Below are 21,088 nucleotides of genomic sequence, written 5' to 3'. Positions count from 1 at the left end.
GCTGCCGGGCCCCTGTTGCGACGGCGCGCGTCAGGAGGGGGTGATCCCCATGTCCGCCAGATTGGCGTCGAACACATCGGGCGCCTGCTCCAAAGCGGCAACCGCCACGTAGGTATCGGGGCGCAAGAGATAGGCCGCATCGATGGCCAGGCCCGCGGCCGCGTGCTCCTCGGTCCAGGGAAATACGTGGAGCGGCACGCCGCGCGCCGCGCACCATTGCTTCAGTGCGCCGGACGCCGCACTATAGACATGAACTTGCCAGGTGATGGCGGCAAGGGGCGCGTAGTTGTCGAGACCTTTGACCAAGACCCAGGGAAGCCGGTCTCCGCCGTCCACCCTGCCGGCCTTGCCGTGGCTTAAAGGTCCGCCACGATAGTTCAGCTGGGTTTGCGAGAGGATCCGGAACAGAAATGCCCTGATGCCGCCGATGCGGTAGGCGACACCTGCCAGAACCGGCGCGATCTCGACCCGCCAAAAGTCCGCGAAGCGGCCCTCTGCCGTCACGAAGGTGAACAGGCGATCGGTGGTCTCCACGAGCTGGTGCGCGAAGCCGGCGCGTTCGCGCTCATAGCTCTCGAGAAGACCATCGGGCGCTCGTCCCCTCAGCACCGCCGCGAGCTTCCACGCAAGATTGATCGCATCGCCGATCCCGGTGTTCATGCCCTGGCCGCCGACAGGGCTGTGCACATGCGCCGCGTCCCCCAGCAGGAAGGCACGCCCCTCCCGAAAACGGTCAGCCACACGATGATGGACGCGATAGGTCGAGAACCAGTTGACCTTGTCGATGGTGAGCCGCAGGCCCTCGATCGCCCGGTGGCTGACATCTTCGAAGGTGAGCTTGTGCGCGTCCTCGCGCTCGTCACGGACCAGGCCAATAAGGCGTCCTCGCCCCTTGGCATAGGCGAGAAGCGCAACGAAGTCGCCGCTTTCGAGCGATATGTGCGCCTCGCCGTTGGCGGTGGGGCCGCTCGCCTCGACGTCGGCCACGTAGAAAGTCTGGTTATAGGTGCCGCCCTCAAACCCGATAGCGAGCTTGTGCCGCACCGCTGAACGGGCGCCATCGCAGCCAGCGAGGTATCGCGCAGCGCTGACCTCCTCGCTGCCGTCAGGCAGCCGAAGGCGCGCGCGGACCGCGCCGCCCGCGTCTTCGAAGTCGACCAGCTCGGTCTGCCGCTCGACGGTGACGCCCATGGTTTCCAATCGCTCGGTCAGCAAGCGCTCATGATGATCCTGCGGATAGACCAGGACAAAAGGGTAGGGCGTCAGCTCCCCACCGGTGGGGCCAAAGGGGATATGCGCCCTGATCCTGCCCTTCGCCCAAAGATTGACCGACGGGTTGCTGTGTCCGGCCGCGATCACCGCTGTCGCCAGATCGAGCTGGCGGTAGAGTTCGAGCGTGCGCGCATGCACCACCATCGCCCGCGACGTCGGGCCTGGACCGGTATTCTTGTCGACGATGCGGACCTTCACCCCCTGGGCGGTCAGCCAGAGAGCAAGCACCAGCCCTGTCGGTCCCGCGCCGACGATCAGAACATCCTGTTCCGTCACCCTGCTCTCCGCTCGCCTTCGCCGGCGGCAAAAGTTGCGCCGGCATCTTCGCCGACCCTACGCCCACGCGACGGACAAAGCCAAGCTGCGCTGAAAGTGCTTTGTGGCAACTCGTCTGCGGAGCGTCCGGCGCTCACCTCCGGATCAGCCGCGCGCCCTCAAATTTGCGATCAGCTGTTGCTGCCCAACGCGTATCACATGCTCCATCGCGCTTCGTGCACCTTCCTCGTTGCGCAGGCGGATTTCCTCGACGATGCGGATATGCGCGACGGCGACACGATCGATCTCGGCGCCATCAGCCGCCGAGTTGCTCAACCGGAAAACGCCGATCAGCGCCGCCTCGATCAGGCTGCCAACGGTCTGCATGAACGGATTGAGCGAAGCTTCGAGCAGGCGGAGGTGGAATTCGAGATCGGCACGCGCCAGCGTCTGCGCGCTATGGTCGGCGTCACCCATGGCAACCGCCAGCCGCATCATATGGGAGATATCGGTGTCCGTGGCGCGGCGCGCAGCCAGCCCAGCCGCGTAGGGCTCCAGAGCGAGACGGACCTCGGTGACATGGCGCAGGAACTCCTCATCGACACCGGCCCGGAAATGCCAGGAAAGCACGTCGCCGTCGAAGAGATTCCAGTTCGCCCGCGGCATCACGCGTGTGCCGATGCGGGCGCGCGCGACGACGAGCCCCTTGGCGGCGAGCGTCTTCATTGCTTCCCGCAGAACCGTGCGGGAGACGTTGAATCGTGCCGCAAGCTCCACGTCTCCGGGCAGGATGGCGCCGACGGCGAATTCCCCTGCGACAACCGCCTGGCCGAGCTCTTCGACGACGAGCCGGTGGCTCGTCCTTTTACGCGGCGGCTGGAAGAATGGCCACATCGCCCGGTCCTTGCCAGATCACGCCGGCTGTCGGCGATGACGCGAGACGTAGATGATGCCCTTCTGCAAGAGGATGAAAGCAAACAGCAGAAGGCCGATCAGGATCTTCGTCCACCAGCTCGACAGCGATCCGTCGAAAGTGATGTAGGTCTGGATCAGGCCTTGGATGAGGATGCCGACAAATGTACCCGCAACGAAACCGGAACCGCCGGTCAGAAGCGTCCCGCCGATGACGACCGCAGTAATCGCGTCCAGTTCGACGCCGACGGCCGCAAGGGAGTAGCCGGCGGACGTGTAGAGCGAAAAGACGATGCCGGACAACCCCGCCAGCAACCCCGAAAGCGCGTAGATCCGCACGGTCGTCGCTGCGACCGGCACGCCCATCAGCCGCGCCGTCGCCGCGCCGCCGCCGAGCGCGTAGATATTGGTGCCGAAGCGGGTTCGATGCGCCAAGAGAATGCCAATCGCAAAGACGAGCAGCATCAGCCCGCCGATCAGCGTGATGCGTCCGCCGCCCGGCAGCTTGAAGTACAGGCTCTTCAACGTCGCGTAGAATGGATGCTTGATCGGAATGGAATCGATTGACAACACAAAGGCCAGACCGCGCGCGAGAAACATGCCCGCAAGCGTGACGATGAAGGCTGGCATCTCCAGATAGTGGATGATCGCGCCCATCGCCGCGCCGAAAAGCGTCGCGATCGTTAGAACCATGGCGAAAGCGATGAGCGGGTGGACGCTCGTGTGTTCCAGCACGACGGCCAGGAAAACGCCGGTGAACGCGATGACCGAACCGATGGAGAGATCAATGCCGCCCGAGAGGATGACGAAGGTCATCCCGACGGCCGCGATGCCGAGGAAGGCATTGTCGGTCAAAAGGTTTCCAAGCACCCGCGTGGAGAGGATGTTCGGATACTGCGCGACGCAAAGCGCATAGCCGAGAAGAAAGATCACGAGCGTAGTGATCAGCGGAAGATATTTAGGCTTCATTTTGCAGCTCGCTCGCTCGGTTTGCGCGCGCCACACGCCGGCACCAAGAAGGAAAAGGCGGTGCGGAACCGCGGCGACTGAAGCACCAGGATGAAGACGATGATCGCGGCCTTGATGATCAGGTTGAACTCCGGCGGGAAGCCGGAAAGAAGAATGCCGGTGTTGATCGCCTGGATGATGATCGCACCGAGCACCGATGCGGCAATGCTGAAGCGGCCGCCGAGCAGGGATGTGCCGCCGACCACGACCGCGAGGATGGCATCGAGCTCCAGCCAGAGCCCGGCGTTGTTAGCATCAGCGCCACGAATATCGGCGGCGGCAATGATGCCGGCGATGGCGGCACAAAGGCCGGAAAGAACATAGGCGGCGATCAGCAGCACGGGCGTTAGCACGCCGGACAGCGTACTCGCCTGACGATTGACGCCGATCGCTTCGATCAGCATGCCGAGCGCCGTCCGTCGGACGAGCATGGCGATCAGCACGCCGAAGACCAGCCAGATCACGACCGGCATCGGCAGGCCCGCGAAGGAACCGCTGCCGATGAAGGCGAGGCCGGGATCATTGAAGGTCAGGATCGCGCCCTCGGTGATGAGCTGGGCAATACCGCGCCCGGCGACCATCAGGACCAGTGTCGCGATGATCGGCTGGATGTCGAGCACCGCCACCAGCACCCCGTTCCACAGACCGCAAAGGATACCGACGGCAAGCGTGATCAACAGAGTTGCGGCGAGCGAGTGGCCCGAGGTGATCGCCGCGGCGGCGGTGGCACCGCAGATCGCCATGACTGCGCCGACCGAGAGGTCGATGCCCTTGGTAGCGATGACAACCGTCATACCGATCGCCAAAAGTACGACCGGCGCGCCGCGGTTGAGGATGTCGATGAGGCTGCCATAGAGGCGGCCGTTCTGGATCTGCAGGTTGAGGAAACCGGGAAACACCAGCGATACCGCGACGATGATGATGCCAAGCGCGATCAGTTGCGGCAGCAACCGGTTGAAATAGAGCCTGAGGAACGACGTCACGACGTCCTCCTTTCATTGGTTGCGGCAATCGCCTCGACGATCTGATCGGCAGTGATCCGGTTGCCGTCGAGTTCTGCGACATGGGCGCGGTCCCGAAGCACGATGACCCGGGTGCTGTAGGCGACCAGTTCCTCGATCTCCGAGGAGACGACGATCAAAGACAGGCCTTTCTCGCGCAGCGCCTCGATGAGCTTGACGATCTCCGCATGGGCGCCGACGTCGATACCGCGCGTCGGTTCGTCGAGAATCAGGAATTCGGGCTCGGTCGCGAGCCAGCGCGCCAGGATCGCCTTCTGCTGGTTGCCGCCGGACAAGAGCTTGATTGGCTTTTCGCGATCGGCCGTGCGGATATCGAGCGCGCGGATGTAGTGGTCCGCCAGCCGGTTCTGTTCCGCCCGGGCGATCGGCCGCGTCCAGCCACGGCGCGCCTGCAGCGCGAGCACGATGTTCTCGCGTACCGAGAGATCGCCGATGATACCTGATGTCTTGCGATCTTCCGGGCAGAAGCCGAAGCGATGGCGGATAGCGGCGCGCGGCGACGCAAGGTCGGCCGCGCGGCCATCGATCTCGGCCTCGCCGCTATCGGCGCGATGGGCGCCGAAGAGGAGCTCCGCCGTTTCCGTCCGCCCGGAGCCGAGCAGGCCCGCCATGCCGACGACTTCACCGGCGCGGACATCGAGGTCGAAGGGACGGACGCGGCCCTTGCGACCGTAATTGCGAAATCGGTAGCGCAACGGTCCTTCCTGGGCCTGCGCGCGCGGCGCGTGGATTTCCGCCGCCAGTTCACGGCCGATCATCATCGCGATCAGTTCGCGCCGATCAAGATTGGCAGTTTCACGGGTTCCGACGAGTTGCCCGTTCCTGAGCACCGTTATCCGGTCTGAAACCTCGTAGACCTGTTCAAGGAAGTGGGTGACGAAGATGATGCCGAGCCCACGCGCCTTGAGGCGCCGGACAATGCGAAACAGCATCGCCACCTCGTGCGCGTCGAGGCTTGCCGTCGGCTCGTCGAGAATCAACACCTTGCCTGAGAGATCGACCGCGCGGGCGATGGCGACGACCTGCTGGATCGCGACCGAATAGCTTGCAAGATCGCGGGTGACGTCGATGTCGAGTTCATAGTCGGCGAGCAGCGCCTGCGCACGCCGGTTCATGGCGCTGACGTCGACCATGCCGAAGCGCCGGGGCTGGCGCCCGAGGAAGAGATTTTCGGCAACCGTCAGGTTCGCCAGCAGGTTGACCTCCTGGTAGACCGTGCCGATACCGAGCGTCTGGGCCTCGAAAGTGTCGCGCGGATCGACCTCCGCGTCATTGAGCAGGATGGCGCCGCCGTCGCGGCGGTAGGCGCCGGTCAGGCATTTGATAAGAGTAGACTTGCCGGCGCCGTTTTCGCCAAGCAGCGCATGAACTTCTCCGCGCCGCAGGTGAAAATCGACCTTGTCGAGGGCCTTCGTTCCCGGGAAGGTCTTTTCGATCCGGATCGCCTGGAGAATGTGGTCATTGGTCTGCATCGGTACCGTCTCCGCGATGCTGGTATCTGTCGGACGAGAAGCACGGCGCCTGTCTGCGACAAGCAGCGCTCTTCAGCCGGAAACTTGGAAAAGAGCGTGGCCCGCGCGAGAAGCAGCGCGGGCCACGGCCGACATCAGTAGCCGAGGCTTTTCTTTTCCTCGTAGACCTTCAGCGGCTCGTCGGCCTGAGTGTAGAGTTTCGATTCCGTCTGGATCCACTTCGGCGGTGCCGTGCCATCCTTCTGGTACGCGGCAAGCGCATCGAAGGCGGGGCCGGCCATGTTCGGCGTCAGCTCGACCGTGGCATTGGCTTCGCCGGCCGCCATCGCCTGGAAGATATCCGGAACGGCATCGATCGAGACGACAAGGATATCCTTGCCCGGCTTCAGGCCGGCTTCCTTGATGGCCTGGATGGCGCCGACCGCCATGTCGTCGTTGTGGGCGTAGAGCGCGCAGATGTTCTTGCCGCCATCCTCCGCCTTGAGGAAGCTTTCCATGACTTCCTTGCCCTTGGTGCGGGTGAAGTCGCCGGTCTGGCTGCGGACGATTTTCAGGTTATCGTGGCCGGAAAGCGCCTGCTCAAAGCCCTTCTTGCGGTCGATTGCCGGCGAGGAGCCGGTTGTGCCTTGAAGCTCGACGACGTTGCAGGGCTTGCCTGCCGTGGCGTCGACGAGCCACTTGCCGGCGACGTTGCCCTCATGCACGAGATCGGACGTCACGGCCGTCAGGTAGAGGTCCTTCGAGGCGTCGACGGTGCGGTCGAGCAGGATGACCGGAATTTCCGCGTCTTTGGCTTCCTGCAGCACCTCGTCCCAGCCGGTAGCGACGACCGGGGCGACGAGGATGGCGTTCACGCCCTGCGCGATGAAGGAGCGGATCGCCTTGATCTGGTTTTCCTGTTTCTGCTGCGCATCAGCGAATTTGAGGTCGATGCCGCGCTGTTCGGCCTGCTGTTTGGTCAGCGTCGTCTCGGCGGCGCGCCAGCCGGACTCCGAGCCGATCTGCGAAAAGCCGACGACCAGATCGGCCGCGGAAGCGCTACCGAACGTGCAGGCAGCAAGGATCGTTGCACTCGCAAGTGCCTTGGCGATTTTCATGATTTCCTCCCAAAGAAAGCTGCCTCCAAGCAGCCATCGAGAAAAAATCATATAATATTACTTTTGTAAACGGGCACTTTTCACCTAACGCGCTAGACGTCGATGAAATCCGTCGGAGGTCGCAGACGGCTGAACGCGGGCCGGCCGACCCCGACGCGGGAGCGTCGGAACGTTCAGAGGTTTGGCGGGCGAGAACAGGCGCCTTCCGCTAGGCGCTAGGCGCTAGGCCCTCGCCAGCAATGTGCCGGCGGCGCTGGCGGTCATCACGAGAACCACGCCGAAGATCTGGTTGAGGGAGAGCGCCTGCCCAAGAACGATGAAGCCGGCGCCGGCGCCGATCGCCGGCTCAAGGCTCATCAGGATGCCGAAGGCCGACGGTTGCATGCGACGGAGCGCCATGAACTCGAGCGCGTAGGGGAGCAACGGCACCAGAACGGCGAGCCCGGCCGTCATCAGCAGCATGTCGAAGGAGAAACCGGATTGAACCTGGTGCAGCCCGAACGGCATCGCGAAGACTGCTGCAAACAGCAGCGAAACAGCAAGTCCCTCCAATCCCCTGAAGCGCTGGCCGGCCTGTTTCATCAGCACGATATAACCGCCCCAGCCGATCGCCGCGCCGAAGGCGAAAAGCAGCCCGCGCGTATCCGCCACCCAGGCGGTACCGTCCCAGGAGAGGCAGAGTACGCCGGCAGCGGCAATAATGGGGCAAAGCAGGCGCCAGCCACGGCCGCCGAAAATCGCAGCGACCGTCAACGGACCGAGAAACTCGATCGCCACCGCAAGCCCGAGCGGGATGCGCGCGATGGCCGCAAAGAAACAGAGCGTCATCACGGCCATCGTGGCGCCGAGCGAGAGCGCCGAAAGCCACTGCGCCCGGGTGTAGCTGAGGAAGGGTGGGCGGACGAGGAGCAGCAGGAATGCCGCCGCCCAGGAGAGCCGCAGCCAGGTCGCGCCAAAAGCCCCGACGCTTTCCATCGCCGGCTTGGAAAGTGCAGCGCCGAACTGCACACTCGACATGGAGAGCAGGCAAAAGACGATCGCGACAGAGACACGCCCTGTGGAATCGTCCGTCGTACCCTGCCCGCTCCACCCGCGATCCGCAGTCGTCTCCGTTTCCGTCATGTCCGTTCTCCCGTTGGGCTTGAACAGACATAGCAATCCCGGCACAATAAGGAACGCTAATAGTTGTGATGTCTTCATAAGGGATCGTTATATGCATGACCTCGACACCGTCCTGCTGCGCGCCTTCGTCGTGATCGCCGAATGCGGCAGCGTCAGCGGCGCTGCCCAGCGGCTGGCACGGACTCAAGCCGCCGTCAGCATGCAGTTGCGCCGGCTGGAGGACGATGTCGGCGCCAGGCTTTTGAACCGCAGCACCAGGGGCATGGACCTGACCGAAGCCGGGCATGTGCTGTTTCCCTATGCCCAGAAGATGCTCGGGCTGAGCGAAGGTGCCCGGCGAGCGCTCGCCGGGCAGGCGCTCCAGGGCCCGATCCGCTTCGGCATGATCGAGGACATCGCCGTCGGCTCGCTGCCAAGGGCACTGCAGCGCTTCGCCGAATGTCATCCGAACGTGGGGCTCGAACTGACGGTCACCGAAAGCACCGTGTTGTCGGAGAAGCTGTCGCAGGGTCAGCTCGATGTCGCGATCGGCGATCCGGCCCTGATCCGTGGTGAGCCGATCCTCACCTGGCGGCTGCCGCTGCGCTGGGTCGCGGCGCGCGGTTTCGTGCTCCCGGAGGAAGGGCCTTTGCCGCTCGTCACCTTCGACGGGGTCTGCACCTGGCGCGAGAAGATGATCGAGGCGCTGAAGGGCGGGGATCGGCCTTGGCGCACGGTGCTGACGAGCGCCAGCCTCTCCTCGATCCAGTCGATGATCGAGGCGGGGCTCGGCATCGCCGTTCTGCTGGATCTCAATATTCGCGCCAACACGATGCGGGTCCTCGGGACCGAAGAGGGCTTGCCGCCCGCCCCGGTGATCGAACTCGGGCTTTTCGCGGCCGATGACCAGGGCCTGTCATCCCGCCCGGTCTCAGCACTGTGGGCGTTCCTTTCCGAAGAGCTTCAGGCGCAGGCATTGGCAACCGGCCGCGCTGCGTGATCTCAACCGCGGTTGCGTCACGTTCGACGAACGAAATACGACGCCCAGAGATTGAAAAAACCCAAGCAAAATTTTACTAAATAAAGATTGCGCCGCGCCCGAAGCCTGGGTTGTGGCGGCGGGCAGGACGTTGGACATGGTAACAATCAAGGAAATCGCTTCGGCTGTCGGGGTCTCTTCGGCGACCGTCTCACGGGTGCTGAATTACGATCCAACGCTTTCGATCTCCACCAAGAAGCGGCAGGCGATCATCGAAACGGCCGAGGCCCTGAACTATGCGACGCCCCGCAACCGCGGGCGCGGCGCGGGACCGATGCAGGGCCTGAAATTCGCGCTGGTGCATTTCCTCCAGCCCGCCCAGGAACTGATCGATCCCTATTATGTCGGCGTCCGGCTCGGCATCGAAAACCGCTGCCAGGCGCTGAAGATCGAGGTGGTCAAGGTCTTCCACAACGGCAACCTGCCGGAGGCGGCGATCCTGCAGGGCGCCAACGGCGTCGTTGCCGTCGGCCACCACTACGGCGAAGAGGTCCACTGGCTGCGGCGGCACAGCCGCCACCTGGTCTTTGCCGATTTCGCCCCCGACGACGATGTCGACGACAGCGTGATGAGCGACGTGTCCGTGGCCATGAACCGCCTGCTTCAAGGCATATACGGCATGGGTTACCGCCGAATCGGCTTTCTCGGCTGGATCGACGCCTTCCGCGACAAGGACGACATCCATTCGGAGCGCCGCTGCCGCGCCTTCATCCACTGGATGACGAAAGCCGGCCTCTACGATCCGGAACTCTGCATGGTCGAGAAGCTGACGCCGGACAGCGGCTATACGCTCGCCAAGGCGATGCTGTCGAAACCCAATCCGCCCAAGATCCTGGTCACCTGCAACGACAACATGGCGATCGGCGCCTACCGCGCCATTCACGAGATGGGGCTTCGAATCCCTGACGATGTCGCCGTGGCAAGCTTCAACGACATCCCGGTCGCGCAGTTTCTCGGCCCGCCGCTTTCGACGGTCAAGATCCCGGCCGAAGTGATCGGCGAGACGGCCGTCGACCTATTGGTCGAGCGGCTGACCGGACGCGACGTGGCGAAGAAGGTGATCCTCGGAACAGAGATGGTCTGGCGCGGCAGCACGGCCACGACGGGCTCCGTTGCTGGCCGGTAAAACAACCGGTAAAAAACACGGTGGTAAAAATTTACTGAAATATTGCCTTCTTCAGAATTTTGCGAAATACTCCGCGCCGAGACTCGGAGGAACGTCTCGGGGAACGAAATTCAAGGGAGGAAAACAATGGACATGCGTATCTATCTGCCGCGCTTGAGCGCCATCGCGCTTGCCGGCGCCAGCCTCTTGGCGGTGACTGCGGCGCAAGCCAAGGAAATCACCGTCTGGTGCTGGGATCCCAACTTCAACGTTGCGATCATGAAGGAGGCTGGCGCGCGTTATACCAAGACGCATCCTGACGTCACCTTCAACATCGTCGATTTCGCCAAGGCCGACGTCGAGCAGAAGCTGCAGACCGGCCTTTCGTCCGGCACGGCGGATGCCCTGCCCGATATCGTGCTGATCGAGGATTACGGCGCGCAGAAGTATCTGCAGTCCTTCCCCGGCGCCTTCGCGCCACTCTCCGGCACGGTCGATTATTCCGGCTTCGCTCCCTATAAGGTCGAGCTGATGACGCTGGATGGCCAGGTCTACGGCATGCCCTTCGATTCCGGCGTAACCGGCCTCTATTATCGCAAGGACTATCTGGAGCAGGCCGGCTTCAAGCCCGAGGACATGCAGGGCATCACCTGGGACCGCTTCATCGAGATCGGCCAGCAGGTCGAAGCCAAGACCGGCAAGAAGATGATGGGTCTCGACCCGACCGACGCCGGCCTCGTGCGCATCATCATGCAATCGGCCGGGCAATGGTACTTCGACAAGGAAGGCAAGGCGAACATCACCGGCAACGCCGCGCTGAAGGGAGCGCTGGAGACGGTCGGCAAGATCATGTCTTCCAACATCTACAAACCGGCGGCCGGCTGGGCCGATTGGGTCGGAACCTTTACGTCCGGTGACGTCGCCACCGTCATCACCGGCGTCTGGATCACCGGTACCGTCAAGGCGCAGCCGGACCAAGCGGGCAAGTGGGGCGTAGCACCGATCCCGGCCCTTTCGATCGACGGCGCGACGCACGCCTCGAACCTCGGCGGATCGAGCTGGTACGTGCTCGAAAGTTCGGCGGAGAAAGCCGAGGCGGTCGACTTCCTGAACGCGGTCTACGCCAAGGACGTCGATTTCTACCAGACGATCCTGCAAGACCGCGGCGCCGTCGGTTCGCTTCTCGCCGCCCGCGGCGGAGCCGCCTATGGCGAGGCCGATGCCTTCTTCGGCGGTGAAAAGGTCTGGCAGAACTTTTCCGACTGGCTCGCGAAGGTCCCCTCGGTCAACTACGGCATCTTCACCAACGAGGCGGATACCGCCGTCACCGCGCAATTGCCGGCGCTGCAGCAGGGAACACCCGTCGACGACGTCCTGAAGGCGATCGACTCCGAGGTCAGCGCACAGGTCCAGTAATCGCTACGGCGATTGTCTGCACCACAACTGCATAATTCCTCAAGTCGAAGTCGATTTGAGGGAAAAATTATGCAGCAATTCAAAGTGTTACAGCGTTCTTGGCGCGTCTTGAAGACGCGCGGCGCTGTAGGCCGTGGCGATTGCGCCGCGGCCAACGGCTCCAGCTATCCATGGGGATGATGATGGCTCTCGCGCGCCGCGGCGGCATCGGCCGATACTACAACGCCAATGGCTGGCTCTTCGTTGCGCCGGCGCTCGGGCTGATCGCCCTTTTCATGATCTATCCGATCGTGTGGTCGCTCTGGATGTCGTTCCAGTCCGGCCGCGGCATGATGCTGAAATTCGCCGGCTTCGCCAACATCGTCCGTCTCTGGAACGACCCGGTCTTCATCAAGGCGCTCACCAACACGCTGACCTATTTCGTCGTGCAGGTGCCGATCATGATCTTGCTGGCGCTAATCCTGGCGTCATTGCTCAACAATCCGAGGCTCGTCGGCCGCGGCTTCTTCCGCACCGCCATCTTCCTGCCCTGCGTCACCTCGCTCGTCGCCTATTCGGTGCTGTTCAAAGGCATGTTCGCGCTCGACGGCATCGTCAACTCGACGCTTGAGGCGATCGGCATCATCGCCTCGCCGATCCCGTGGCTGACGCATCCCTTCTGGGCGAAGGTGCTCGTCATCATCGCCATCACCTGGCGCTGGACCGGCTACAACATGATCTTCTACCTGGCGGCGATGCAGAACATCGACAAGTCGATCTATGAGGTGGCCCGTATCGACGGGGTGCCCGCCTGGGCCCGCTTCACCCACATCACCATCCCGTTGCTGAAACCCGTCATCCTGTTCACCACGATCATCTCGACGATCGGCACGATCCAGCTCTTCGACGAGGTCTACAATCTGACCGAGGGCAAGGGTGGCCCTTCCAACGCGACGCTGACCCTGTCGCTCTACATCTACAACCTGACCTTCCGCTTCATGCCGAACTTCGGCTACGCGGCGACGGTCTCCTACGTGATCGTCGTGCTCGTCGCTTTGCTCGCCTGCCTTCAGTTCTTCGCGGCACGGGAGCGCGACCGATGAACAACGGATCCGCACGCATCGCAACCGCCATCGTCACCTACGGCTTCGTCGGGCTGATGGCCTTTCTCTCGATCTTCCCCTTCATCTGGATGCTGCTCGGCGCCACCAATTCGTCGATCGACATCATCAAGGGCAAGATGCTGCCCGGCAGCGCGCTCGCCACCAATATCAGCGCCTTCTTCACCCAGGTGAATGCGCCGCTGGTCTTCTGGAATTCCGCCAAGATCGCCATTCTGGCGACGGCGCTGACGCTCGCCGTCTCGTCGCTGGCCGGCTACGGCTTCGAGATGTTCCGCTCGCGCCACCGCGACCGGATCTACAGCGCCATGCTCCTGACGATGATGATCCCCTTTGCGGCGCTGATGATTCCGCTCTTCATCATGATGGGCAAGGCGGGGCTCATCAACACCCACCTCGCCGTCGTCTTGCCGTCAATCGGCTCGGCCTTCATCGTCTTCTACTTCCGCCAGTGCACCAAGGCGTTCCCTTCGGAGCTGCGCGACGCAGCCAAGGTCGACGGGCTGAAGGAATGGCAGATTTTTCTCTACATCTACGTGCCGGTGATGCGTTCGACCTACGCGGCGGCCTTCATCATCGTCTTCATGACGGCGTGGAACAACTATCTCTGGCCGCTGATCGTGCTGCAGTCGAACGAGACGAAGACAATCACACTCGTCGTCTCCTCGCTCGCCTCCGCCTACTACCCCGATTACGGCGTCGTCATGGTCGGCACCATTCTCGCAACGCTTCCCACCCTCGCGGTCTTTTTCTTCATGCAACGCCAATTCGTCCAGGGAATGCTGGGCTCAGTCAAATAGGAATGATGATGCGTTCTGTTACCTCTTTCAACGATTCCTGGGTCTTCTCCGAAGGCTTCGCCGCCACTGAAGCCGGCCGCCTGCAGGCGGGCAGGCCCGTGAGCCTGCCGCACAATGCGGTGGAACTGCCGTTCAATTACTTCGACGAGGCCTCCTATCAGCGCGCTTTCACCTATCAAAAGCCGCTCGCCTGGCGTCGGGAGTTCCATGGCCGCGAGGTCTCGCTCGTCTTCGACGCTGCGATGGCCGATGCCGTCGTCTATCTCAACGGCGAAGAGATCGTTGCCCACAAGGACGGCTATACGCCCTTCGAAGCGCGCCTGACCGACAGGCTGCGGGAGGGCGATAACCTGATCACTGTCAAGATCGACGGCAGCGAAAACCCGGAGATCCCACCCTTCGGCGGCCGCATCGATTATCTGACCTATGCCGGCATCTATCGCGACGTCTGGCTGAAGGTCACCGACGCGGTTTCGATCGCCAACATCAAGATCGAGACCCGCGATGTCCTCAGCGACGCCAAGTCCGTCACGGTCCGTTGCGATCTCGCCAATCCGCAAAGCTTGACGTTCGCCGGAACTGTCACGGCACTGCTCAAGGACACGAACGGCAAGGTGCTGGCGGAAGCCATCGGCGAGACCCGCGGTGAGAGCGTCACATTGGAGATTACCGGTCTCAAGGGGCTTTCGCTCTGGGATATCGACAGTCCCGTCCTCTACGAGGCGGAGGTGCAACTGCGCAGCGATCGCGGCAGCGACCGGCTCTCGTCGCGCTTTGGCTTCCGTACAGCAGAGTTCACCACGGAAGGTTTCAAGCTCAACGGCCGGCCGCTGAATATCCGTGGTCTCAACCGCCACCAGGCCTTCCCCTATGTCGGCTATGCCATGGGCCGGTCGGCCCAGGAGCGCGATGCCGAGATCCTGAAGAACACGCTACATTGCAACCTTGTCCGCACCTCGCACTATCCGCAATCCAAATGGTTTCTCGACCATTGCGACCGCATCGGCCTGCTCGTCTTCGAGGAAATCCCCGGCTGGCAGCATATCGGCGGTGAGGCCTGGAAGCAGGAGGCGATCCAAAACGTCCGGCGCATGATCGAGCGCGACTGGAACCACCCGTCGATCATCATCTGGGGCGTGCGCATCAACGAGTCGCAGGATTCCCACGACTTCTACGTCGAAACCAACCGCCTGGCGCACGAGCTCGACTCGACCCGCCAGACCGGCGGCGTGCGCTACATCACCGACAGCGAGTTTCTCGAAGACGTCTACACCATGAACGACTTCATCCTCGGCAACGAGGAACTGCCGGGCGCAAACCGCCCGCGCACGGCGCTGCGGCCGCAACAGGAGTGCACCGGGCTCAATCGCAAGGTGCCCTACATGATCACCGAATTCGGCGGTCACATGTATCCGACGAAGATCTACGACCAGGAGCAGCGGCAGGCCGAGCATGTGCGCCGGCATCTGGAAGTGCTGAACGCGGCCTATGGCGACCCGAATATTTCCGGCGCGGTCGGCTGGTGCATGTTCGACTACAACACCCACAAGGATTTCGGCTCCGGCGACCGGATCTGCTATCACGGCGTCATGGACATGTTCCGCCAGCCGAAGTTTGCAGCCTATGTCTACGCCAGCCAATGCGAGCCGTCGGAGGACGTGGTGATGAAGCCGGTCACTTTCTGGGCGCGCGGTGAGCGCAATATCGGCGGCGTGCTGCCTTTGATCGTGCTCACCAATTGCGACGAGGTCGAGCTGAAATACGGCTCGCTGGTGAAGCGCGTCGGTCCGGACCGCGAGAACTTCCCGCATCTGCCGCATCCGCCTGTGGTCATCGACCACCGCCACTTCACCAAGGACGAACTCGGCGTCTGGGGCATGAAATGGGAAGACGCCGCCTTCACTGGCTTCATCGACGGCAAGGCCGTCGCCAGCCTGCGCATGGTCGCCGACCCGGTGCCGACGACGCTCGAGGTCGTGGCAGACAACACCACACTACGGGCCGAAGGGCGTGACAGTGTTCGCGTGATCGTGCGCGCGCTCGACCAGGCCGGCAACGTCCTGCCGTTCCTCAACGATGCGGTCGACGTCACCGTGACCGGCCCTGCCCGACTGCTTGGGCCCGAGCGCCTGGTCTTCCAGGGTGGTTCGACGGGCTTCTGGCTGGAGACGACGGGTGCTGCCGGCGGCATCGCCGTCGCGGTAACCTCGACACGGCTTGGATCCGTAAGACTGGAACTTTCGGCAGTGGCAAGCGAGGCAGCGGCTGCATGAGCGAACTCCAACTCAGCGACGTCAGAAAGTCCTATGGCAACTTCGAGGTCATCAAGGGGGTCGACCTCGACATCAAAACCGGTGAGTTCGTCGTCTTCGTTGGACCATCCGGCTGCGGCAAGTCGACCCTGCTTCGGATGATCGCCGGTCTCGAGGAGATCACATCCGGTGATCTCACGATCGACGGCGAGCGGATGAACGATGTCGATCCGTCGAAACGCGGCATCGCCATGGTGTTCCAGTCCTATGCGCTCTATCCGCATATGACTGTGCGGGAGAACATGGGCTTCGCCCTGCGCTTTGCCGGCGTGCCGAAGGCCGAGATCGAACAACGGGTCGGCGAGGCTGCGAACATTCTCGAGCTCGGCCCGCTGCTCGACCGTAAGCCAAAACAGCTTTCCGGCGGCCAGCGCCAGCGTGTTGCGATCGGCCGGGCGATCGTACGGCATCCGAAAATCTTTCTCTTCGACGAGCCGCTGTCCAACCTCGATGCGGAACTACGCGTGCACATGCGCATCGAGATCGCCCGGCTGCACAAGAAGCTCGCGACCACAATCGTCTATGTCACCCATGACCAGGTCGAGGCGATGACGCTTGCCGACAAGATCGTCGTCATGCGCGGTGGCGTGGTCGAACAGGTCGGCTCGCCGCTCGACCTTTACGACGATCCGGCCAATCTCTTCGTCGCCGGTTTCATCGGCTCACCGAAAATGAACTTCTTGAAGGGGATCGTCGACGCTGGCGGAACGCAGGTACGTCTGCCCGACTTCGGCAACGCGACTATTCCAGTGGCCATCAAGGAGGCTACGCCGGGGAGCTCCGTGACCATCGGCATCCGGCCCGAACATTTCGGCGACAGCGGCTCGGCAAGCCTCGATCTGACGATCGACATGCTGGAACACCTCGGCGGCGAGACCTTCGCCTATGCCCGCCATGGCGACGGCGAATTGATCATCATCGAGACCAAGAACGGCCGCGGCCTCAAATCCGGCGACAGCATTGCGGCGCGCTTCGATCCGGCCGCCGTTTTGGTGTTCGACGCAGACGGAAGGCGTCTGCGTTAGTCTAGGCGGCTCGCGCGTGTTGTCGCGCTGGCGCCATCTCTCTGGAGATGGCGCCAGTCGAATCTTACTGGAACATGCCCTTCGGCGTCTCGCCATTCAGGAAGGGTTCGATGAAGGCGTAGAGCAGGTCCGTCTGGTTGATGACTGCGGTGTGCGACGTCGCCGGCAGGATGGCGAGCCGCGAGACAGCCAGGGGCTTGCCCATGTCGCCCATCGCTCCGCCGCCAAGCAGACGGAAGAGCGCGACATTGTGTTCGAGCGTCGCCACGTCCGCATCGCCGGCAATGATCAGGACCGGTGCCTTCAGCGTCTTGACGTCAGCCTCCCAGGCCATCGGCTCCTTTTCGAGCTGAATGAGCTTCTTCGCCAGCTCCGGAAAGCCGTCAGGGTTCGCGGCAAGCTTGCGATAGTCCTCGGCAAACGGCAGGCCGACAATCATCTCGACGGTCATCTGCGGGATGACCGCCTTGAACTCCGGCTGCCAGCCGTCAGCGTCATAGGCGACGGATGCGGCAGCGAGCTTGTTCACCTTTTCCGGGTGGCGGATCGCCAGTTGCAGACCGGCGGCCGCATGGAGTAACCAAGGACGTCAGCCTTCTTGAGATCAACCGCATCCATGAAGGCAGCGACGTCATCGGCGAGGTTCGGATAAGTGATCGGCCGGTCGATATCATTGGTGCGGCCATGGCCCTGCAGTTCGACGGCGTAGACCTTATGGGTCTCGGCAAGCTTCGGGATGATCGCGCCCATCGACGGAATGTTCATGTAGGCGCCGTGCAGCACGACCAGCGGTTCGCCCTCGCCCAAGACCTCGTAATACATCTTCATGCCGTTGACATCGACGCGATTGCCCACCGGCTCGGCGTCGGCAAATGTGGTGCCGGAGATCAGCAGAGCGCCAGCAATGAAAGCGGTGCGGAACATGCATATTCTCCTTGTTGTCAGCGCGGTCCAAAACCGCCGTCGAGCTTAAGACGCGCGGCGCTTTCCCATCCCGACGTCGACAATCAAGAAAATTTCGGCCTGCATTGCGGCGCGCCGAAAGGGTCTCGCGCAGCAGTCGTCGCGACCGGCGTTCAGCTCGACGGATTGAGTTTCGGCCGCAGGCCCGCGAACTGCGAGACGGCGAAGTCTATGAGTTTTCGCACCCGCGGGAGATTGCGCGTCTCCTGGTGCACGCCGAGCTTCAACGACAGGACTGGTGCGGCAACGCCGAGGTCCACAGATACAAGGCCGTCCCGGCCGGCCGCAAGGAAATGCGGAAGCGTCGCGAGCGCCGCGCCGGTTTCGACAGCACTCAGTTGCGAGCGGATCGAGTTCGCGCGCAACATTACCCTCGCATCCGGCAAGAGGTCCTTCAGCCAAGTCGAGAGTGACACCCGCACCGGTACCTCGGCCAGTTCGACAATGGCGTGACCGTCACCGGTGGCGTTTGGATGGCCGAAGCGATCGAGGTAGGCCTGCATCGCAAACAGGCCATAGCGGATATCGGCAACCTTGCGCTCGACGATGTCGCTCTGATCGAAGCTGCCGAAGCGGAAGGCGATATCGGCGTCCCGCCGGGACAGATTGAAGCGCCGGGCGTCGTTCAACAGGTGAATGGTGACGCCGGGATGGGCAGCGGCAAATCTCGTCAGGATCGGCGCCAGCAGATAATCTCCGAGCCAGTCGAGGCTGGTGACGGTGATGGTACCCGCCAGCGCATCGTCCTGCGCCGCCAGGCGTCGCTCGACCGCAAGCGCATTCGCCTCCATCTGCTCGAGCGCCGACAGAATGGACAGGCACGCCGCAGTCGGCACAAGGCCGCTTGTTTGCCGCTCGAACAGCTTCTGCTGCGTCTTCTGCTCGAACGCCTCGAGGCGACGGCTGAGCGTCGGTTGCGTGGTGCCCATCGCACGGGCCGCTGCACTCAGCGAGCCGTGGCGGACCAAGTGCTGAACAAGATGGAGTTCTTCCCAGTCCACAAGCACCTCAGGGTTCAGCCGGCCGAGGCGGCTCGCCTCGACGGTAATTCATAGGCACTTTCGTGCCCGCCGTCATGCCCCCGTCGATCGGCAGCACTACGCCGGTGATGTAACTCGCCGCATCGGAACAGAGCCAGAGGACACTTGCGGCCACCTCCTCCATCCGGCCAAGCCGGCGCATCGGCGTCGAAAGTGCTGCGTGCCGCTGGATTTCCGCGCCGGCGGCCTCGAGATGGTGGGTGAGGATCGGCCCGGGCGCAACGACATTGATCCGGATGCCCTGGTCGGCATAGTCCAGCGCCGCGGCCTTGGTCAGCCCGATGATCCCGGCCTTCGCACTGACATAGCCGGCAAGCCCGGAGGTGCCGTTGATGCCGGCAACCGACGCCATGTTGACGATCGCACCGCCACCAGCCCTCGCCATCGCCTCGATCTGGTAACGCATGCCGAGAAAGGTGCCGCGAATGTTGGTGCGGATGCCGCGATCGAACCCGTCGATGTCGAGATCGGCAAGCGGGGCCGGCATGGTTCCATCCGTCGCATTGTTGAAGGCGGCGTCGAGCCGGCCATAGTGCTGCATCACGCTTGCAAGCGCCTGCTTCATGGCACTCTTGTCGCCGACATCGGCCGCGATCGCCAGTGCGTCGCCGCCCGCCTGGCGGATGGAAACCGCCAACGCCTCGACCGCCGGCTGCGAGCGGGAAAGAAGGACAACGGATGCGCCGGCCTGCGCAAAGGCGCGGGCGGTGGCCGCGCCGATACCCTTGCTGGCGCCCGCGACTAAGGCGACTTTGCCTGCAAATCCCAGATTGTTTGTGTTCATCAACCCGACTCCATCTGACGTTGTCGCACCGTTTCTAGCGCCGGACGACGACGGCTGCCTCGTGCAGGCGCGTATGCCTCCCATACGGGAACAGACGATCGACTTTCGCTGCGAACGGGCTTTGCCTTTGTCCGGGAGCCCGAATTTCGCCCTGAAGCGTCGACCGGGCCGCAGTTTCGAGAAGCACAGGAGACGATCATGGATGCGACAAGACAAGGAAGATCGCAGCGCAGAGAGCGGCTGAAGGCCGAACTCGACCGAGTGATTGCGGAAGCCCTGGATGAACAGCGCATCGTCGGCACAGTCGTCGAGATCCTTATCGACGGCGAGCCCGGCTACCGACATGCCGCCGGGCTTGGGGACCGCGAGGCCGACCAGCCGATGACCGAGGACAGCATCTTCCTGCTCTCCTCGGTCGCAAAGCCGATCGTCACGGTCGCCGCTCTCAACTTGGTGCAAAGGGGCACCATCGGTCTCGACGATATCGTGTCGGAATGGCTGCCCGCGTTCAGGCCGCAGCTGCCGGACGGCAGCGAGCCTCGGATAACCATCCGCCAACTCCTGACGCACAGTGCCGGTTTGAGCTACGTGTTCATGGAGCGAGGCGACGGCCCTTATCGCCGGCACGCCATCAGCAGCGGCCTCGACGACACCGACGATGATCTCACCGCCCTCATCGGCAAGCTCACCGCCATTCCGTTATCCTATCCGCCCGGACACGGCTGGGGCTATTCGATGAGCCTCGACGTGCTTGGCGCCGTTATCGAAGAGGCGACGGGATCAAAGCTGCCGGAGGCGATTGCTGCGCTCGTCACACGCCCGATGGGGATGAACGACACCGCCTTTTCCGTGACCGATAAACGCAGGCTCGTGGTCCACTATGGCGATGCCTCGCCGCGGCCACGGCGGCTCGTTGGCGACGACGCGGTCCCCTTCTTTGGCAATCCCGTGCGCCTCTCGCCCGGCCGGATCCTGAACCCGCGGGCCTTTCCCTCCGGCGGCGCCGGCATGGCAGGCACGGCCGGCGACGTGATCCGCCTTCTCGAAAGCCTCAGGACCGGACACTCGCCGGTGCTCGACGCCGCCAGCACCCGCTCGATGTTCGACATTCAGGCAAGGACGGGCGGATTGGCCGCCGGCGCCGGGTGGGAGTTCGGTTTCGGCGGCGCCGTGCTTGTCGAACCCGAGATGGCGGGAACACCGCAGTCGCGCGGCACGCTGCAATGGGACGGCGCCTACGGGCACAAGTGGTTCATCGACCCGGCCCGCGGCCTGACCGTCGTTGCGCTCACCAACACCGCCTTTGAAGGCATGAACGGACGCTTCCCGGTCGATCTCCGCGACGCCATCTATCGGAGCCTCTAA

General features: G+C 63.1%; 17 protein-coding genes and 1 pseudogene. 8 read left to right on the top strand and 10 right to left on the bottom strand.

Annotated features, from left to right (window positions below; genetic code table 11):
* Positions 1–30 precede the first annotated feature (30 nt).
* From AC070A_RS08625 to AC070A_RS08595, 7 genes are all read right to left on the bottom strand, one after another.
* Entirely contained in the window at positions 31–1,548 is a 1,518-nt protein-coding gene (locus AC070A_RS08625) for an FAD-dependent monooxygenase (RefSeq protein WP_492383831.1), read from the bottom strand.
* A gap of 144 nt (positions 1,549–1,692) precedes the next feature.
* Positions 1,693–2,421 carry a FadR/GntR family transcriptional regulator gene (locus AC070A_RS08620; RefSeq protein ID WP_492383830.1) on the bottom strand — a complete coding sequence of 243 codons (729 nt, stop codon included), beginning with the start codon at positions 2,419–2,421 and terminating at the stop codon, positions 1,693–1,695.
* A gap of 18 nt (positions 2,422–2,439) precedes the next feature.
* Complete coding sequence (gene yjfF / locus AC070A_RS08615; RefSeq protein ID WP_492383829.1) at positions 2,440–3,408, bottom strand: galactofuranose ABC transporter, permease protein YjfF; 969 nt, start codon at positions 3,406–3,408, stop codon at positions 2,440–2,442.
* Entirely contained in the window at positions 3,405–4,430 is a 1,026-nt protein-coding gene (locus tag AC070A_RS08610) for an ABC transporter permease (RefSeq protein WP_492383828.1), read from the bottom strand. The genes yjfF and AC070A_RS08610 overlap by 4 nt, the downstream gene beginning before the upstream one ends.
* A complete protein-coding gene (gene ytfR / locus AC070A_RS08605; protein WP_492383827.1) occupies positions 4,427–5,941 on the bottom strand; it encodes a galactofuranose ABC transporter, ATP-binding protein YtfR in 1,515 nt (504 codons plus the stop codon). Before ytfR ends, AC070A_RS08610 begins: the two co-directional genes overlap by 4 nt.
* A gap of 134 nt (positions 5,942–6,075) precedes the next feature.
* Positions 6,076–7,038 carry a galactofuranose ABC transporter, galactofuranose-binding protein YtfQ gene (ytfQ, locus tag AC070A_RS08600; protein ID WP_113132624.1) on the bottom strand — a complete coding sequence of 321 codons (963 nt, stop codon included), beginning with the start codon at positions 7,036–7,038 and terminating at the stop codon, positions 6,076–6,078.
* 222 nt (positions 7,039–7,260) lie between these two features.
* A complete protein-coding gene (locus AC070A_RS08595; protein WP_113132608.1) occupies positions 7,261–8,160 on the bottom strand; it encodes an EamA family transporter in 900 nt (299 codons plus the stop codon).
* Positions 8,161–8,251: 91 nt separating this feature from the next.
* Between AC070A_RS08595 and AC070A_RS08590 the strand changes: the two genes are divergently transcribed.
* The 7 genes from AC070A_RS08590 (at position 8,252) to AC070A_RS08560 (ending at position 16,936) form a co-directional block, all read left to right on the top strand.
* Positions 8,252–9,139 carry a LysR family transcriptional regulator gene (locus tag AC070A_RS08590; RefSeq protein ID WP_162733616.1) on the top strand — a complete coding sequence of 296 codons (888 nt, stop codon included), beginning with the start codon at positions 8,252–8,254 and terminating at the stop codon, positions 9,137–9,139.
* A gap of 136 nt (positions 9,140–9,275) precedes the next feature.
* Entirely contained in the window at positions 9,276–10,304 is a 1,029-nt protein-coding gene (locus AC070A_RS08585; protein WP_192495532.1) for a LacI family DNA-binding transcriptional regulator, read from the top strand.
* A 126-nt stretch (positions 10,305–10,430) separates the two neighbouring features.
* The gene (locus AC070A_RS08580) at positions 10,431–11,699 is read left to right on the top strand and encodes an ABC transporter substrate-binding protein (RefSeq protein WP_113132605.1); all 1,269 of its coding nucleotides are present in this window, start codon (positions 10,431–10,433) and stop codon (positions 11,697–11,699) included.
* A gap of 182 nt (positions 11,700–11,881) precedes the next feature.
* A complete protein-coding gene (locus tag AC070A_RS08575; RefSeq protein WP_113132623.1) occupies positions 11,882–12,781 on the top strand; it encodes a carbohydrate ABC transporter permease in 900 nt (299 codons plus the stop codon).
* The gene (locus tag AC070A_RS08570) at positions 12,778–13,599 is read left to right on the top strand and encodes a carbohydrate ABC transporter permease (RefSeq protein ID WP_113132604.1); all 822 of its coding nucleotides are present in this window, start codon (positions 12,778–12,780) and stop codon (positions 13,597–13,599) included. The genes AC070A_RS08575 and AC070A_RS08570 overlap by 4 nt, the downstream gene beginning before the upstream one ends.
* 8 nt (positions 13,600–13,607) lie before the next feature.
* Entirely contained in the window at positions 13,608–15,872 is a 2,265-nt protein-coding gene (locus tag AC070A_RS08565) for a glycoside hydrolase family 2 protein (protein WP_192495531.1), read from the top strand.
* Positions 15,869–16,936 (top strand): ABC transporter ATP-binding protein, encoded by a 1,068-nt coding sequence (locus AC070A_RS08560; protein WP_113478644.1) that lies wholly within the window; start codon positions 15,869–15,871, stop codon positions 16,934–16,936. The genes AC070A_RS08565 and AC070A_RS08560 overlap by 4 nt, the downstream gene beginning before the upstream one ends.
* Before the next feature lie 64 nt (positions 16,937–17,000).
* On the opposite strand, the pseudogene AC070A_RS08555 reads toward AC070A_RS08560, so the two are convergent.
* The 3 genes and pseudogenes from AC070A_RS08555 to AC070A_RS08545 all read right to left on the bottom strand — a co-directional run bounded on the left by AC070A_RS08555 (position 17,001) and on the right by AC070A_RS08545 (position 19,723).
* Positions 17,001–17,860: pseudogene (locus AC070A_RS08555) on the bottom strand (alpha/beta fold hydrolase).
* A gap of 152 nt (positions 17,861–18,012) precedes the next feature.
* On the bottom strand, positions 18,013–18,900 hold the full coding sequence (locus AC070A_RS08550) for a LysR family transcriptional regulator (protein WP_162733615.1): 888 nt from the start codon (positions 18,898–18,900) through the stop codon (positions 18,013–18,015).
* 7 nt (positions 18,901–18,907) lie between these two features.
* Positions 18,908–19,723, bottom strand: a complete 816-nt coding sequence (locus tag AC070A_RS08545) for an SDR family NAD(P)-dependent oxidoreductase (RefSeq protein ID WP_192495529.1) — start codon at positions 19,721–19,723, stop codon at positions 18,908–18,910.
* 198 nt (positions 19,724–19,921) lie between these two features.
* Between AC070A_RS08545 and AC070A_RS08540 the strand changes: the two genes are divergently transcribed.
* Positions 19,922–21,088, top strand: coding sequence for a serine hydrolase domain-containing protein (locus AC070A_RS08540; RefSeq protein ID WP_492383826.1), 1,167 nt, complete (start codon positions 19,922–19,924; stop codon positions 21,086–21,088).

Source organism: Ensifer sp. GW101-20A05 (genome assembly GCF_059424735.1).
Note: the sequence above shows the minus strand (reverse complement) of the source record. Positions and strands in the feature narration are given on the sequence as shown.